We start from the raw sequence: 15,181 nt of genomic DNA, 5'->3' as shown, positions 1-15,181 counted from the left end.
GGATAAATGCGCAAATCACGGCGATAAGAAAAGCGACGCCCCTCACAAAGTTCACGCTTCGATGAATGAGAAACGTGATCGACGGCGCTAAAGCGTGCGGTTAGGGTATGATGCGAAGTCGCGAAAGGGAGAGGACGGATGAAGCGAAAAACAAAAGTGACGATGAACGATATTGCGCGGGCGGCAGGGGTGTCGCAGGCGACGGTATCGCTGGTGCTTAACCAGTCCCGCAACATCAAGCTCAGCGACGAGACCCGCCAGCGGGTGATTAGCGTCGCCACCGAGCTCGGCTACGACCGCCTCCCCGCCGTTCACGCCCCGCGCAACCAGGAAGAGATCGCCCTGCTGGTCAGCTCGCTGCAGAGCTTTGACCCGTTTATCGACGCCATCAGCCAGGCGCGGGAAGCGGCGTGGCGCAACGAGACCCTGCTCACCGTCTACGACTACGGCGACGACATCGAGCTGGCGCTGAACATCATCCGCCAGCTGGAGAAGCGCAACTGCATCGGGATTATTCTCGCCTCTCCGGTCACCACGCTGGTGGACATGACGGCATTCCAGGACTGCACCCGCATCCCGCTGGTGCTGCTCAACCAGCGCGACCCCGGCTCGCCGCTGCTGCCGTCGTTTATTCCGGACGACTACGCCAACGCCTTCCAGGTGACTAAACACCTCATCGCCTGCGGCGCAACGCGCATCGCCCACATCACCGGCGAAAGCTGGATGGAGGCTTCCCGCCAGCGTCTGGCGGGCTACCAGGCGGCATTACAGCAGGCCGGACTCGCGTGCGACGACGGCCTGGTGCGCCAGACCAACTGGCAGTTCAGCGAGTCCTTTACCGCCACCACCTCCCTGCTGAAACTGGCCGAGCGACCGGACGCCATCTTCTGCGCCAGCGACTGGCTGGCGATTGGCTGCTATCAGGCGCTGGCGGTGAACGGCGTGCGCATCCCGCAGGACATGCTGCTGGCGGGCTACGACGACCAGAAGATCTCCGAGCAGCTCACCCCGCCGCTGACCAGTATCCAGCTGCCCTACAGCGAGCTGGGACGGCTGGCGGTGGAGTACCTGTGCAATCAGGAAGATGCCGCCACGCACGTGACGCTGGCGGGCAGGCTGAAGGTGCGCGCCTCAAGCCTCGTCTGAGGTAAACACCATGCCCGCGTAGGGCTTCTCGCGACACGCCGCCAGCCGTGCGGCGAGGCTGCCCACGTGCAGCTCCAGCTTGTGCCCGTCCGGGTCGAGAAAATAGAACGACGCCCCCTCGCTTTTGTTCTGCTTCCAGACGGAGACGCCAGCCTGCTCAAGCCTTTGCGAGAACGGTTCAAAATCCGCTTCCGCCACGGTAAACGCGTAGTGGGTATAGTCGCTCTCCTGCGGCGGCACGTACCGGCGCGCCTCGTCGTACGACAGGCAGACCCACAGATCGCCGCAGGTAAGATAGGCCCCGGTATTCCAGCGGGCGTGCAGGGTCAGACCAAGCAGTTCGTGCCAGAAGGTGACGCTTTTTTGCAGGTCGCTGACCGCGAGGGTCAGGTGGTTGAGTGATTGCAGCATGACGTGCCCTTTTGTTTTTCGCGCAGGACGTGGTACGGTAAAGAGATGAACATAAACCACGCCGTGCTCACCGTAAACCGCTGGTGGCTGCCTTCTTAAAGGCGGCACGGAGTAGTTTTCCCCATTTTCAGATAGCCGCCGAAAGGCGGCTATTTTGTTCTGAAGACCCCTTTCGGCATTGATACGTTAAGGAGTCTTTATGAGCACCACAATTCTCACCGGCGACCGCCCAACCGGCCCGCTGCACCTCGGTCACTTTGTCGGATCGCTGCGCCAGCGCGTGGCGCTGCAACAAACGCACAATCAGTTTGTGCTGATTGCCGACCTGCAGGGGCTGACCGACAACGGCAGCAACCCGCAAAAAATTCGCGACAACATCCCCGAAGTGCTGGCCGACTACCTCGCCGCCGGCATCGACCCGAACCTGACCACGATCTGCCTACAATCCGCCCTGCCCGCCCTCGCCGAGCTGACGATGCTGTATATGAACATCGTCACCGTCGCCCGCGTGGAGCGTAACCCGACGGTGAAAAACGAGATTGCGCAGAAGGGCTTCGCCCGCTCGCTGCCGGTCGGGTTTATGGCCTACCCCATCAGCCAGGCGGCGGACATCACCGCGTTCAAGGCCGAGTGCGTGCCCGTCGGCGACGACCAGCTGCCGATGATTGAGCAGACCAACGAGATTGTTCACAAGATGAACAGCCTGCTGCCCGCCCCGGCGCTGCGCCACTGCAAGGCGATGCTGAGCGACACCAGCCGCCTGCCCGGCATCGACGGCAGCGCCAAGATGTCGAAATCGCTGGGCAACACGCTGCACCTTTCGGCCAGCGAAGAGACCATTCATCGTGCGGTCAGCGCCATGTACACCGACCCGAACCACCTGAAGGTGAGCGACCCGGGGCAGATTGAGGGGAACGTGGTGTTTACGTACCTCGACGCGTTTCATCCGGACAAGGAGAAAGTGGCGGCGATGAAGGCGCACTATCAGGCAGGCGGGCTGGGCGACCGGGTTTGTAAGAACGAGCTGGAGGGGTGTTTGCAGGAGCTGATTGCACCGATGCGGGAGCGGAGGGCGATGTATATGCGGGATAAGGGGGAGCTGATGGCGATGCTGAAGCGCGGGACGGAACGGGCGCAGGGGGTGACGCAGGAGACGTTGAGGGAGGTGAAGGTGGGGCTGGGGGTGCCGGTGTTTAGTTAAAGTCGATTTAGCGGTGGAATGCGGGGGATTGGCATGAAGCCGCTAACTTGATTATTGCGTAAATAAGCGAGGAGCAAAAATTCTTAAATGCATTATTAGCCATTGTCGTTTGTCATTCTGTTGAGAGCGCTATATTCATAGACTCTTTATTTTTCAACCGTCTCGGCAAAAGCTATGAGCAAGTTTATTATTTACATGCTGAATATATTATTTTGTGGTTATGTACTGGCTACATGCCTCATTTCTTTGGTTAGTTTTGATAACTGGGAGGACCGTACAATCGCAATAACAATCATATTAGGAAGTGCACAACTTATTGCGACATTACTTAATCGGGTGTTGCCTCATAAGTTACATATTTTAGGGGGGATAGCTGAACTGATAGAAGGTCCGCTATTAGTGATTGGCGCAATTGTGTGTCTGGATGTGTTTGAACCCTGGCCGATAAAGATTATTGGGATGTTTACGTGGATTGTTTTGATTTTCTTTGTACCATCAATAATCAGTCCCAGGCGTTAACTCGGTCTATTAATCAATGTCTACGTCATTTCTTCACCCACGGAATCCAACATAATGTACCCCACTCTTTCGCAGGTCATTGAGGTTGTACGTCAGTCCTCGGGACATCATCGCAAGCGCATTGATGAGAACACCCTAATCGAAGCCGATCTCGATATATGCGGCATGGATGGCGATGCCCTGATAGAAGACTGCGAGGAAGCGTTTGGCGTTACGCTTGTCACTGAAGAAGATGGCTATGAGAAAACGTTTTCCCTCGCTGAAAACGAGTTTCTTTTTAGCACCGAGGGCATAGATTACTTTGGTATCTGCCGCTTGATTCGCAGGTTGCGAAGCATTCAGGAACCGGTGATACGCGATTTAACCGTTGGCGAGCTTCATGCTGTGCTGGTTAAGGCAGTTAAAGAACAGGTAGATCATGATTGAGTTATTTTTAGCATAGTGCGGGCATGTGCTCATATGCCCGCACTCGTTAGTCTTAAGTTTAAACGGCCTTCCCACTCCCACGCTTAATCACCGGAACATCACCTGTATCATTCAGCGCTCCCGGAAAGGTCTTCAGCCACTGTGCGACTTTCTGTTTATTGATATTCACCACGCTCATCCCTTCCAGGCATCCCCATAATTCTCTTGTATGCTGGGGCGTAATGACAATGCAGTCTTTCATGGCGCGGATTTTTACCGGCATGCCGTTAATAAAGCCAGCACGGGTTAACCACTCGCCGCCCAGAAGAAGATATTTCATGTCTATGCGCGCATACAGTTCGCAGCAGGCGGCACTGTCCTGCGGCGTTTCGGCGCGGGGATGGACGGGCGCTGCGTTGGGCGGGTTGCCGTGTAAACGGCGGGCGCTGTTTTTGCGGACCAGCTCGCGGTTTTCACTCATGCCGGTGAAAGCGTCTGATTCTGTTTTGCAAACGGTAAACTCTGGCTTAAAATTCGTCGCAGCCATTTTCAACTCCTTGTAAGTTGTTTGTGGTTAGCGGTATGGGGGTGTTGCAGCACCTTCATATCGCGAATTCCTCGTTAAATTTTCTTCGATATATCCTTTGCCGTTCGGCGTAATTTCTGGTGCTCATTATACAGGGCTGAATATAAATACAGCGGTTTGGTGTGGAGTAAATTTGAAATTTGCGAGGGGGATTCAGGAAAAGGGTTGGGTCAGAGAAATTACGCAGCGAGGACTATCAGAATATAAGGTGAGCGCCCGCATGGACCTCTGAGCAACCATTCGCCTATCTGCGGGCTGGCAATGAGTCATTTTATTATCAAGTTCGGTGACCTACTGAGTGATCACCTTTAATACGATGGCAGTTACACAGCATTACGGACAGGCTCCTTTGAGAGGATAAGCGTTAATAAAGAGGAGGCACTCGATGCCTCCGTTCTATTTGTTACGCTCTTACGTTCCAATCGTCCGTATACTGGACATTACCATCAACATAACGCCAGGTGATTTTGTCATACATCAGGGAAACAGATTCCATGTGGTTGATCTGCGAGTTTCCTGTCATCTTAGCGTTTGGCATCCCTGGGTTAATGCCCGTCACTTTCACACCCTCAATGGTCATGACGAAGTAGCACTCTTCTTGTCCTGCATGGTTAATGCGATACCAGCGAATCTCCGCACTTTTCAACGTTTGACCGGTGGCAACGGCTTTGTATAGATACGGGCTGGAGCTATCAAACTCCTTTTCAATCATCATCGGAGAATGTGAACGCTTGCCAGTAATCTTCCCGTTGGCACTGTCTACTGGAATGTTCAGACCATGACTAAAGCCAACAATCTCTATACTCCCCTCACGATCCTGAACGTCTACAGCTCCTTTAATGTCTGCGCCGCCATCGTCCTTAAGCCACATGTAAGCCGGAATAGGCATTTTACAAACTCCTTTTAGTTGTGATTTTCTTCGTGATGAACCAGTAGCAAACAATCGTTAAGAGCAACTGAAAGCCCACAATCGCCGCCATTGTGAAATTTGAATACGTTTGATCCGGGAATAAAGACTGATAAGGCAGCAAGCGAAATAACGCCCAAAACAGGAAGGTAAACCCGAAGATTTTAGCTAACCGTCGCAGTGTGGAACTGAACCACTCTCTGGGGATGCCAGCTGGACTAACTTTGTGAGTCGCGCCACTGTACGCCGTGGTAATGGCGCTCATGACAGGTACGCTGATTAATTTATTGATTAAGATGCTAAAATAGCCGTCTAACGATTCCCAAACTTCTAAATCAGGTTCACCCAAAATGAAGCGGGTAAACTTGTCGGCGCTCTGGAAATCAAAAAGCCCCGTAATAGAATTAACTAATCCATCATACGGAACCATTTCAGCAACGATCAGCACAACAACAGCGAACAGCACTATCTTGATGAATAAACTAAGGGCATGTTTTGCCATTGGAGATCACCTCAATCGTGCCGTATGTCTGTAGCTTCCTCATGCAAGGAACATCTATTCTCTGGCTTCTCAACAGAGCATTACGCAACATGGCAAAATCAGAATCATGTGGGAGAGTGATACAACCTTCTGATAGTACGCCTGGATGCAAACGGAAATTGCCACGCTGAACGCTCTCAATCCATGTGTAATCGTCGATCCCCCCAATCATCACGCCATAATGCGAACCATTCAGAATGTTTGAATGTTGCACCATTGGCGAAGTGATTATAAATGTCTCTTCCCACTGCGTTTAGCTGTGACTTGAGTCCACCTTGAGGGCGGTCAACAATCCAGTATTTACCCGCTGGTACTGGCCCCTCTTTGGGGATCATTCCACATGCCCCACGATTACGGTAAGCACCATTACCAGAGAAAGCTAAAAAAGTGCCTATACCAGGAAACGATAACGGGGAGTAGTACGCATCATTAATTACGAACTTTCCATGTAGAGCCATAGATAACCCTTTTATCTATAATGATTTATTGGCTTATCGTACTCCTACGCAATCGGACATAAGAAGGTTTTCTTCCGAGAGACTTCTGATTTTCAGATAATAGCCCGTTGGTGGTAAGACAACGTGTAAGGTCGTTAGGCGGTAACATCAGAGGTGTGTCAGGAAGCTAGGTTTATCAAGTTGACCATGTGCCCTCAGGGGCGTGACCGAACCGCTGGCAGAGTGACCTGCTCCCTGATGCTAGTAATGTCTTCATAAGCCTCATGAGGACATCCCCATGAAGAAGCGTTTTTCCGACTGGCGTAATTACCGCTGCCTATTATACAGAACTGAATATAAATACAGCGGTTTTGCGACAGGTAAAATTGGGAAATACGAGGGGGATTCAAGGAATGGGTTTGGGGGATACTGGTAAATCGCAGGCTTGAAAAATCAGTCTTATTTTCCTCATCCATAAATCTATTCATTCGCTAACTTGCCTTTAACGACAAATCCGTCGTATCCAGCCCTTCTTCTCAGATCCCACAAAAATTCATCAAACCTATAGATTAACGATTTACATCACTCTGATTTTGTTATGTGATCCTGTTACAGGCTTTAGTAACGCCCTGTCCAGCCAACCGTAACAGGACTTCATCGATGGAATTTTATCAGGCCGATCCGACGCTTGAGAACTACTGGCGTGGTGTGATCCTCTTTGGAAGGAACGTCGCATCTTACAAATTTGCGCTGGCGTCAGCATTGTATGAAGTGGATAAGACAGGCAGCGATTTGATTACACTCGACCAGCTTGCCGTGCCGTTCAGCCGCTATCTTTGCGAGCACCTGAAGCACGCGCCAAAACAGATCACCTCCCGCAGCAGCCAATTTCTGGAAACCTGTCTGAAGTTCAACCGAGGTGAAATCACCCACGCCCAGCTCATTGAAGCAACGGTGCGCCTTGGCTTTAACAACGTGATCGATGCCTTTCACTACGTGAACCAAGGCGAGATCGATAAACGTTTTTTCCTTGATGAACGCAAAACCCACAACGGGATCCGCCTGACGGACAACTTCTTTTTACTGGGCGAACGCCTGCAGTATAAAAACCTCGCCTTTGAAACCAATGCCCGCTGGAACCTGGTGGAACAGGCCTGGTCGATGGGGATTTCACGTAACCTTGTGGGCGTGGAGTTCGACGAAGATAATCAACTGCTGTTCACGAGGGTGAATGCGCGGCGCGTAGACATCACCAGTTGCCGCGACAGCCTGAATGGTTACCAGAAAGGACGATGCTTTTACTGCTTTAAACCCATCAGTCTGGTACCGGGCGACGCAGAACTGGCGGACGTCGACCACTTTATTCCCTGGGCTGCCCGCCATGAAGTGAGCAATGTTAATGGCGTATGGAACTTAGTGCTGGCCTGTCAGTGCTGTAACCGTGGCCTCGAAGGCAAGTCTGCACGCATTCCCGACCTTAGGCTCCTGCAGCGGTTACACACCCGCAATGAGTATTTTATTCAGAGCAAACTGCCGTTACATGAGACGATTGTTCTACAGACAGGGCAGCGTCCTGAAGCACGGAAAAGCTTTCTTCAGCGTAACTGGCAGGCCGCGCTGGACAAGCTTATCCATACCTGGAAACCCAACGCGGAAGGCGAGGCAACGTTTTAATGACACTTCACTACTACCAGAACCACGCACAGGATTTCTTCGATGGCACGGTCAATGTCGATATGACCTCGCTATACGAGGCCTTCACCCAACACCTGCCTAACGGTGCTCGTGTTCTGGATGCGGGCTGCGGTTCAGGCCGGGACGCAAAAGCCTTTCATGAGATGGGCTATCTTGTGGATGCTTTTGATGCCTCTTCCGCGATGGTGGAGCTGGCAAAGCAACATACCGGGTTACCCGTGCATCTGATGACGTTTTCAGAGCTCGACTGTAAAGCAAAGTACGATGGGATCTGGTGTTGTGCCTCTTTGCTGCATGTCCCCTCTTCTGAGTTGCCTGCGGTGATGCAGAAGCTTGCGGATGCGCTTAAGCCTGGCGGCGTCTGGTACGTGTCCTTTAAATATGGCAATGGTGAACGCGTTCAGGGTGAAAGACGGTTTACGGATCTGGATGAAGAGGGATTGCGGGCGTTGGTGAAGGCGGTTCCTGGGATGGAGATAGCTTCGCTGTGGGCGACTCAGGATAACCGCCCGGACAGGGATGAAACATGGCTGAATGGGTTATTACGAAAAACCGCCGCTTGATCATCAGGCGGTGCTAATCGACAGGGAGTAAGTGAGTTCAGTAATTCATTACTTTGGTCAGCTCAACTTCACCCGTGGCGGCATTAAAGTACAGATAGAAAATATCCCCTTTTACCTGATCGGGTTTTGACCAGATTTCCTTCTCCCCCAGGCGACGCTTTTCCTGCGTGTATCCCAGCGTTTCGAGATACGTACGCAACGGTGCAGCCCCGGTAGCCCCTTTAAAAAAGATGCTATTTGAAGGGGCATAGCCATCGCCTGGATGCGCCTCGAAATAGTAGTCGTCGGTTACACGTGGGGCGTTTTCAATATCCTTGTCAGTCAGCGTGTGGTAGTGGAAAAAGTCATTTTCGGTGTAAACCGTCGTTTCATCAGAACCTGATGCCACGAGCCAGACAAACAGCCATCCGAGGATAAAGACGGTGACAACCGAGAGTGCGCACCACTTCAGGACTTTTAAAAGGATTGTCATAGCTTAGCCCCCATGAATGATAGCGATGTCCCATCGTTTGTAATGACCTTCACCACTCCGGATGCAAAATCATCCCACGGCCTGAGCCATGTCATAAAATGCGGAAGATTGACCGTGTACGGCTGATGCCGCACACACTGGTCCTGCGGATCAGGAAAGAGAATCGGGCGAAAGCCACGGTTTTTATGGGAACCGATAGCGCCGTAGTAATCCCAGCGGCGAACGGCTGATTCATAGCTCACGGGTTTGAGACGGTAGCCGTACCGACCTGGAATAATTGCGCGATAGAACCCGAACAAGTCAGACACCAAATCCTCACCGCTAAAGCCGCTGTCCGTATACCAGGAGAATGACCGGAGGCTTTGCAGACCTTCGAATCTGGATGCGGTGTTCATCATCATCGCCAGCATGATTCTGTTAATGTCTTCGGTACTCCGGCCACGCTTAATTTCCCAGTGAGAGAACTTCCCGACGCCGAGCCGTGATTTGAATTTTAAGACGCCCATATCTTGCCGATACATGACAGAATAAGATGGCTTACCGCTACGCTCTCCTTCAACGAATTGACGTTTGAGCGTTGCCACGTCATTGCCACGGGCATGTCCCATATCAAGCCAGCCCAACGCCTCGGTGTAGACGATACCTCTGTCGAGTACGTCAAAGAGTGCCCCATCCTTTATCTCTCTTCTGGTGCTCATGCTTACATCTCCATATGTAGTCTAACTGGCTATGTTATAGACGATTTTTAATTCAGTCCAGCCAACTGGTAGAAAGGGAAATCGATGCTTTATGTCTGTAATTCTGAAAGGTAAACTGGGTTCATTCACAAGAGCTGTAAATCACGCATCGCTTAAAAGCTGATACGCAAAGCCATGCGTACAAACGCAGGAAGGCATATGACAAGTCGTCCCCAGATGATAATCAACGTGTTACAGGCTAATCCCGGCCAGCAGTTCACTGCCCGTCAACTGGCGCAGAAAATCATTGATCACTACAGCGCAGAACTGGCTGAAAAACGTAAAAATCCACGTTTTGCCAGCGATGAGGCTTTTTTAAGCCAAATTACCGCTGAAGTTGGTGGCAGTCGGACTGTTAAAGCGAAAGCTATGTGTCCGCAGGTGATGACGCGTGATAAGCCAAGACCACGATTGTTTTATTGGGGGGAGTCTGTGGTTGAACAGGCGGATGCTAATGTAGCCCCCGAACCAACGGTTGAAACTGTTAGCTTTACCGAGCATTCGTTATATCCGATCCTGATTGATTATCTCTCTCAGGAAGAAGGGCTATTGTGCCGTCGTATTGACGAAAAGCACTCAAGCAATAACAAAGGGTTGGGTGGCAACCATTGGCTTTATCCCGATATTGTAGCATTGGAGCCTCTTGATAAAGAATGGGATGATGTGGTTCAAAACTGTGTCCGCCATAGTGAAGGGCGTTTGACAAGGCTGTGGTCTTTTGAGGTGAAAAAGCAGCTAAACCGCAGCAATGTGCGTGAATGTTTCTTCCAAGCGGTCAGCAATTCCAGTTGGGCGCATTTCGGCTATCTGGTGGCGACTGAAATCAACGAAGATAAGCAGCGTAGTGTTGAACGCGAGCTTCAGATGCTCTGTGCGTTGCATGGTATTGGTGTGGTCCTACTGGATCCACATGATTTCTCTAATAGCCAGACGTTGATCCCAGCGCGTGAACGTACCAGTGTGGACTGGCAGTCAGTGAACCGTCTGGTGGAAGAAAATCGGGATTTTAAAGATTTTATTGAGCTGGTGGGGGAGTACCACCAGACCGGAAAAATCCACAAGTCATTGTGGAACAAATAAATCATACATTTTTCCTGTAAGTCTTTTACAGGATGAGCATAAGCATTCAGGAATTATTCATGCAAAACAGTCAGCATCAGAATCTTGTTGGGTTTATCTGGAACATCGCAAACAAACTTCGCGGCCCCTACCGCCCGCCGCAGTACCGGCGAGTCATGCTACCTTTGATTGTATTACGTTGACCTGCTCCCCGTTGATTAATACACCGCAATGTTAGTAATGTCTTCATAAGCCACATGAGGACATCCCCATGAAGAAGCGTTTTTCCGACGAACAGATCATCAGTATCCTCCGCGAAGCTGAAGCCGGGGTTTCTGCCCGTGAGCTCTGCCGCAAGCACGCCATTTCCGACGCCACCTTTTATACCTGGCGTAAGAAGTATGCTGGTATGGAGGTGCCCGAGGTTAAGCGCCTGAAGTCGCTTGAGGAAGAGAACGCCAGGCTCAAGAAGCTGCTTGCCGAAGCCATGCTGGATAAGGAGGCACTCCAGGTGGCTCTGGGGCGAAAGTACTGACGACAGACCAGAAGCGGGAAGCCGTTGAGTTTATGTGTGATGCGACCGGTCTGTCGCAACGTCGTGCCTGCAGGCTTACAGGTTTGTCCCTGTCGACCTGCCGCTATGAGGCTCAGCGTCCGGCGGCTGATGCGCATTTATCAGGGCGCATCACTGAGCTGGCACTGGAGCGCAGGCGTTTTGGCTACCGCCGCATCTGGCAGTTACTGCGCCGTGAAGGCCTTCATGTTAATCACAAGCGCGTGTACCGCCTTTATCATCTGAGAGGGCTGGGCGTAAAACGCAGACGACGTCGTAAAGGGCTGGCAACAGAACGTCTGCCGCTGCTCCGCCCGGCGGCGCCCAACCTGACCTGGTCGATGGATTTTGTCATGGACGCGCTCGCCACCGGTCGCAGGATCAAGTGCCTGACCTGTGTGGACGACTTCACGAAGGAATGCCTGACGGTCACTGTTGCCTTTGGGATTTCAGGCGTGCAGGTGACACACATTCTGGACAGCATTGCGCTGTTTCGGGGCTATCCGGCGACGATAAGAACTGACCAGGGGCCGGAGTTCACCTGCCGCGCACTGGATCAATGGGCTTTTGAGCATGGTGTTGAGTTGCGCTTAATCCAGCCGGGCAAGCCAACGCAGAACGGATTTATTGAGAGCTTTAACGGACGATTTCGCGATGAATGTCTGAATGAGCACTGGTTCAGCGATATCGTTCACGCCAGGAAAGTCATTAATGACTGGCGGCAGGATTATAACGAGTGTCGTCCACATTCAGCACTGAATTATCAGACGCCATCAGAGTTTGCAGCACGGTGGCGGAATGGAAAATGTGAAGGTAAACAAACCGACATTACTAACTGATGGCTGTATCTAATAATGGGGGCAGGTCATCACGACTATCGATTTCCGACGCTTGTTTCGCTTTGTCCGTTAAGGCCCATACACCACGCGATGAATTCTCTAGATAACCCGCCTTTTTTAAGTAAGTGCGTGCCCAAGCTAAACGGTACCCAATCTCCGTCTGACTACTTTTCTCCGGGTTATGTAAAATAGCCAATGTTTCTTCATCAAACTTTTCTATCTCAACCACAGTCTCATATATTTCATCGATACTACCCGATCCCCCTAAGTTAACTAAGGCCTTCATTAATGGGACCATGAGCTGATCGTAGGTAATCATTTTTCCAGAACTCATTTATTCTCACCCCATCCAGACATCATTAACTCTGTAAAATCACGACGCGAGAGTACGTTGGAGCAATCACGCCAATCTTTATCTGATGGATACATTGTCTCTTTATAGCGAAGATCAAATCCATTAGCTTGCTTCTGGGCGTTAATATACTCATCCATTTTCTCACCCATTGTTTCAATATCTTCTATCCATTCATCACGAATAGTATCAGGCAATGAACCGAACAGGTTGTAACGGTCCTGCATTCGTTCAGACAATTTCTCATAAACCTTTTCGTCTACAGTTTGCTCGTTGACAAGATTAAGCATACTGACTTTTTCACGAACTTGGCCAAAGCGCTTGATTCGGCCAATACGCTGCTCTAAGCGAGTCGGATTCCATGGCAAGTCAATATTTATCAACGTGCCTAATGTCTGAAGGTTCAGGCCTTCACAAGCTGCATCCGTAGCTACCATAATCTCTAGTTGATGCTCAGCAACCATACGCTTAAGCGTTTCCCTTTCAATATTGACACTTTCACCATTTTGATAAAGACGGCTGCGACCTGCTCCAGCATAAAGACCTACAGCCTGATTAAGGTAACGTTCAGCGAGTGAGTCGGCGATCCACTTAGCGGTATCGTAATACTGGCTGAAAATAATGACTCCAAATTTCAGCCACTTTTCCTTCTCAAGGTAATGAATCACAGCGTTGAGTTTCGGATCTTCTTTTATATGCTCAAGTCTGGCTATCATCCTTTCCAGAACCGCAATTTCATCCGGGCTTTCGGCTTTAATCTCAATCAGCTGTTCATCACTTTCCTCTCGAACAGTCCGACCTTCCAATAGCATTCGGGCCGTATTTAATCCAGCGGCAATGCTCGAGCAAATCCGTTGTTCCATAAGGTTTTTCATGAAGCCGCTGCCTTTACCATTCTGAGCTAGGGCTTTGCCAAAATGTCGCGCCTCTGCGTAGGCTTGTCGGAAGTCCTCGCTTGTTCTCAAGGCTTTCCCTTCGAACAAAGTGTTAAATTGATGAACTTCCTTTGCCAACTCCCGATTAGGATGAACATCTACTCCTATGCGGGGCAAAAGACCGGCATCTTCAAGAGTTATACGCTTGCGCAAAACGATGTGACGAATTAATGGGTTTTCACGCTGAAAAAAACTGGCGCCAGATATATTTCTTTCCAACTCATCTTCAAGATATTCTATTGAGTCCTCTGAAATATCAGAAAGCGTATTCTTTATATCCCATTTATCATTTTGGTAAATTAATCCCAAATCCTGACGAATAGAGCTGAATAAGCGGCGAGCATACTGTTCGTTAGTTGAATCTACGACTGGTAGTGGTGACCGAAGAAGCTCCCAAGCAAAACTTGTTTTGGTCACGCGCTGCTCACCCGATAGTATAGGTAAAACTTCTTGTGGGCGGTGCCATTTTGCATAATCGTTACCAAGAACGAAATGACCACTTCCTTGATGTAAGATGCCAATTAAGTCCCACAAATCCTCTGGGCGGGTTTGAATCGGAGTTGCTGTGCCCAAAATGACATGATCTGAGCGTGCAGCGATTTCTCGCATGAAGGTGAGTAACTCATTATACGAGCCAGCATCTTTGCCGAAACCCTGCCTGCTACGCGCTTTATGCGCTTCATCCAATATAGCAACACCAAAATGCAATCCCAACAGATGTTGCTTCTCTAATGAATCTCGCATCATTAGGCCCGTGGATACAATCCCTACGCGAAGCGGACACTTTGCAATATTTTCTTGTCCAGTTGGCGATATGATCCGCTCTTCAGGATCTAACCAAGCTTTCCTTTGGGTATGCCACCTAGCACAAGGAATACCCAGCTTATCGATCATCTCCACCTGCCATTGTTCACAGAGCGTGGCTGGAGCAAAAATAATAACGGGCTTGCGCTTCTTATTATCGCGATCGCTAAGTAAACACAATGAAAGAGCGGCAGTAGCCATCGAAAGGGTTTTTCCAAGGCCCACTTCATCAGCAATCAATAAGCGTACAATGCCATGGTTGTGGTAATGACGAATGCACTCACTAACAAACCCTTGTTGCCATGGCTGTAAGGAAAATCCCTGTCGATAAAGTGGAGACTCGATCAGCGCTGCAGGAGCTATATCATCATCTTCAACGATATCTTCAAATAAAACCTCTCTGCGATAGCCGCGCCGTTTCACCTCACGAATAACCGCTTCAGGTAGTGGGCGAGCTGCGTTCCACAAAAAATTGAACTCCTGCTCAATCCATTCCACTCCTTCAGGGGATTCATCTTCCCAAAGAATTTCATAATGGCGCTGCCAGCCACTGCTGGTTTCATTCATAGATCCAATGAAGCCAACTTTTCTCCCATCAGCAAGCTCAATAACACCAGCTTTACCATGCAAAAAACCACAAATGCTGTCAGGAGCAACTCGGATTACTTGACCATGCTTGGCTAGGAAACTGTCAAGTAGACGATAGCGGTCGCGGTTGAGTAAACTTTCAGCTTCAATGTCCCACTCATTCCAGCGCCCTATCATTTTAGACTCGCGAAGCTGAGCCACTTTCAGATCGTCAGGATGGATATCTACATTGCATACAATTTTTACATCCGGGATAGAATCAAGGAGCTCGTTGGCCACCTCAAAGAGTGAGCTCGTAAAGTAACCAGCTATACGTTTGTAACTGCGAGCACCTTCAAGGTGCTCGAGTAAGAAGCTATTATCGAGTCTATGTGTGCGTGATGAAAATCGCCGAATGCTCATTGATGTAGAATCTCCTCCCTATTTATTAC

17 protein-coding genes and 1 pseudogene are annotated in these 15,181 nt (G+C 50.3%); 9 read left to right on the top strand and 9 right to left on the bottom strand.

The features are described from left to right. Window positions 1-138 precede the first annotated feature (138 nt). Entirely contained in the window at window positions 139-1,146 is a 1,008-nt protein-coding gene (locus IB212_RS02740; protein WP_041911352.1) for a LacI family DNA-binding transcriptional regulator, read from the top strand. On the opposite strand, the gene fosA is transcribed toward IB212_RS02740, so the two are convergent. Further along, on the bottom strand, window positions 1,132-1,557 hold the full coding sequence (gene fosA, locus IB212_RS02735) for a FosA/FosA2 family fosfomycin resistance glutathione transferase (protein ID WP_041911353.1): 426 nt from the start codon (window positions 1,555-1,557) through the stop codon (window positions 1,132-1,134). The genes IB212_RS02740 and fosA overlap by 15 nt on opposite strands. A 199-nt stretch (window positions 1,558-1,756) precedes the next feature. Here fosA and trpS point away from each other — a divergent pair, with 199 nt between their 5' ends. From trpS to IB212_RS02720, 3 genes are all read left to right on the top strand, one after another. Next, the gene (gene trpS, locus IB212_RS02730; RefSeq protein ID WP_041911354.1) at window positions 1,757-2,758 is read left to right on the top strand and encodes a tryptophan--tRNA ligase; all 1,002 of its coding nucleotides are present in this window, start codon (window positions 1,757-1,759) and stop codon (window positions 2,756-2,758) included. A 174-nt stretch (window positions 2,759-2,932) separates the two neighbouring features. Next, window positions 2,933-3,277 (top strand): hypothetical protein, encoded by a 345-nt coding sequence (locus IB212_RS02725; protein WP_071993744.1) that lies wholly within the window; start codon window positions 2,933-2,935, stop codon window positions 3,275-3,277. Window positions 3,278-3,331: 54 nt separating this feature from the next. Beyond that, the gene (locus IB212_RS02720; RefSeq protein WP_041911355.1) at window positions 3,332-3,703 is read left to right on the top strand and encodes a hypothetical protein; all 372 of its coding nucleotides are present in this window, start codon (window positions 3,332-3,334) and stop codon (window positions 3,701-3,703) included. 58 nt (window positions 3,704-3,761) lie between these two features. Here the strand turns inward: IB212_RS02720 and IB212_RS02715 are convergent, their stop codons facing one another. From IB212_RS02715 to IB212_RS02700, 4 genes and pseudogenes are all read right to left on the bottom strand, one after another. After that, window positions 3,762-4,229: a SymE family type I addiction module toxin gene (locus IB212_RS02715; RefSeq protein WP_081752988.1), complete on the bottom strand. Its 468-nt coding sequence runs from the start codon at window positions 4,227-4,229 to the stop codon at window positions 3,762-3,764. Between the two features lie 442 nt (window positions 4,230-4,671). Beyond that, window positions 4,672-5,157, bottom strand: coding sequence for an Hcp family type VI secretion system effector (locus tag IB212_RS02710; protein WP_041911356.1), 486 nt, complete (start codon window positions 5,155-5,157; stop codon window positions 4,672-4,674). A 1-nt stretch (window position 5,158) separates the two neighbouring features. Next, the gene (locus IB212_RS02705; RefSeq protein WP_041911357.1) at window positions 5,159-5,677 is read right to left on the bottom strand and encodes a hypothetical protein; all 519 of its coding nucleotides are present in this window, start codon (window positions 5,675-5,677) and stop codon (window positions 5,159-5,161) included. After that, window positions 5,658-6,174: pseudogene (locus tag IB212_RS02700) on the bottom strand (DUF2778 domain-containing protein). Before IB212_RS02700 ends, IB212_RS02705 begins: the two are co-directional and overlap by 20 nt. Before the next feature lie 639 nt (window positions 6,175-6,813). Here IB212_RS02700 and IB212_RS02695 point away from each other — a divergent pair. After that, window positions 6,814-7,827, top strand: coding sequence for an HNH endonuclease domain-containing protein (locus IB212_RS02695; RefSeq protein WP_188246124.1), 1,014 nt, complete (start codon window positions 6,814-6,816; stop codon window positions 7,825-7,827). Then, window positions 7,827-8,411: a bifunctional 2-polyprenyl-6-hydroxyphenol methylase/3-demethylubiquinol 3-O-methyltransferase UbiG gene (locus tag IB212_RS02690; RefSeq protein ID WP_188246125.1), complete on the top strand. Its 585-nt coding sequence runs from the start codon at window positions 7,827-7,829 to the stop codon at window positions 8,409-8,411. Before IB212_RS02695 ends, IB212_RS02690 begins: the two co-directional genes overlap by 1 nt. Window positions 8,412-8,448: 37 nt before the next feature. On the opposite strand, the gene IB212_RS02685 is transcribed toward IB212_RS02690, so the two are convergent. Together IB212_RS02685 and IB212_RS02680 are read right to left on the bottom strand one after the other, a co-directional pair. Continuing rightward, window positions 8,449-8,883 carry a hypothetical protein gene (locus tag IB212_RS02685; RefSeq protein WP_188246126.1) on the bottom strand — a complete coding sequence of 145 codons (435 nt, stop codon included), beginning with the start codon at window positions 8,881-8,883 and terminating at the stop codon, window positions 8,449-8,451. Beyond that, window positions 8,880-9,581: a hypothetical protein gene (locus IB212_RS02680; RefSeq protein WP_188246127.1), complete on the bottom strand. Its 702-nt coding sequence runs from the start codon at window positions 9,579-9,581 to the stop codon at window positions 8,880-8,882. Before IB212_RS02680 ends, IB212_RS02685 begins: the two co-directional genes overlap by 4 nt. Window positions 9,582-9,779: 198 nt before the next feature. On the opposite strand from IB212_RS02680, the gene IB212_RS02675 reads away from it, so the two are divergent. The 3 genes from IB212_RS02675 to IB212_RS02665 all read left to right on the top strand — a co-directional run bounded on the left by IB212_RS02675 (window position 9,780) and on the right by IB212_RS02665 (window position 12,071). Further along, entirely contained in the window at window positions 9,780-10,700 is a 921-nt protein-coding gene (locus tag IB212_RS02675) for a COG2958 family protein (RefSeq protein WP_188246128.1), read from the top strand. Window positions 10,701-10,732: 32 nt separating this feature from the next. Further along, the gene (locus tag IB212_RS02670) at window positions 10,733-10,882 is read left to right on the top strand and encodes a type I restriction-modification system subunit M N-terminal domain-containing protein (protein WP_337282734.1); all 150 of its coding nucleotides are present in this window, start codon (window positions 10,733-10,735) and stop codon (window positions 10,880-10,882) included. Between the two features lie 68 nt (window positions 10,883-10,950). Continuing rightward, window positions 10,951-12,071 (top strand): IS3 family transposase gene (locus IB212_RS02665; protein ID WP_155963358.1). Its coding sequence is split into 2 segments (ribosomal slippage): window positions 10,951-11,209 and window positions 11,209-12,071, totalling 1,122 coding nucleotides; the frame shifts between segments, so codons are not numbered across the junction. Here the strand turns inward: IB212_RS02665 and IB212_RS02660 are convergent. Then, entirely contained in the window at window positions 12,064-12,405 is a 342-nt protein-coding gene (locus IB212_RS02660) for a winged helix-turn-helix domain-containing protein (RefSeq protein ID WP_223239723.1), read from the bottom strand. The genes IB212_RS02665 and IB212_RS02660 overlap by 8 nt on opposite strands. After that, window positions 12,402-15,152: a phospholipase D-like domain-containing anti-phage protein gene (locus IB212_RS02655; RefSeq protein WP_041911423.1), complete on the bottom strand. Its 2,751-nt coding sequence runs from the start codon at window positions 15,150-15,152 to the stop codon at window positions 12,402-12,404. Before IB212_RS02655 ends, IB212_RS02660 begins: the two co-directional genes overlap by 4 nt. Between the last annotated feature and the right edge of the window lie 29 nt (window positions 15,153-15,181).

The organism is Enterobacter sp. E12 (assembly GCF_014596715.2).
Classification (GTDB): domain Bacteria; phylum Pseudomonadota; class Gammaproteobacteria; order Enterobacterales; family Enterobacteriaceae; genus Enterobacter; species Enterobacter bugandensis.
This window is presented reverse-complemented; position numbering and strand designations above follow the sequence as displayed.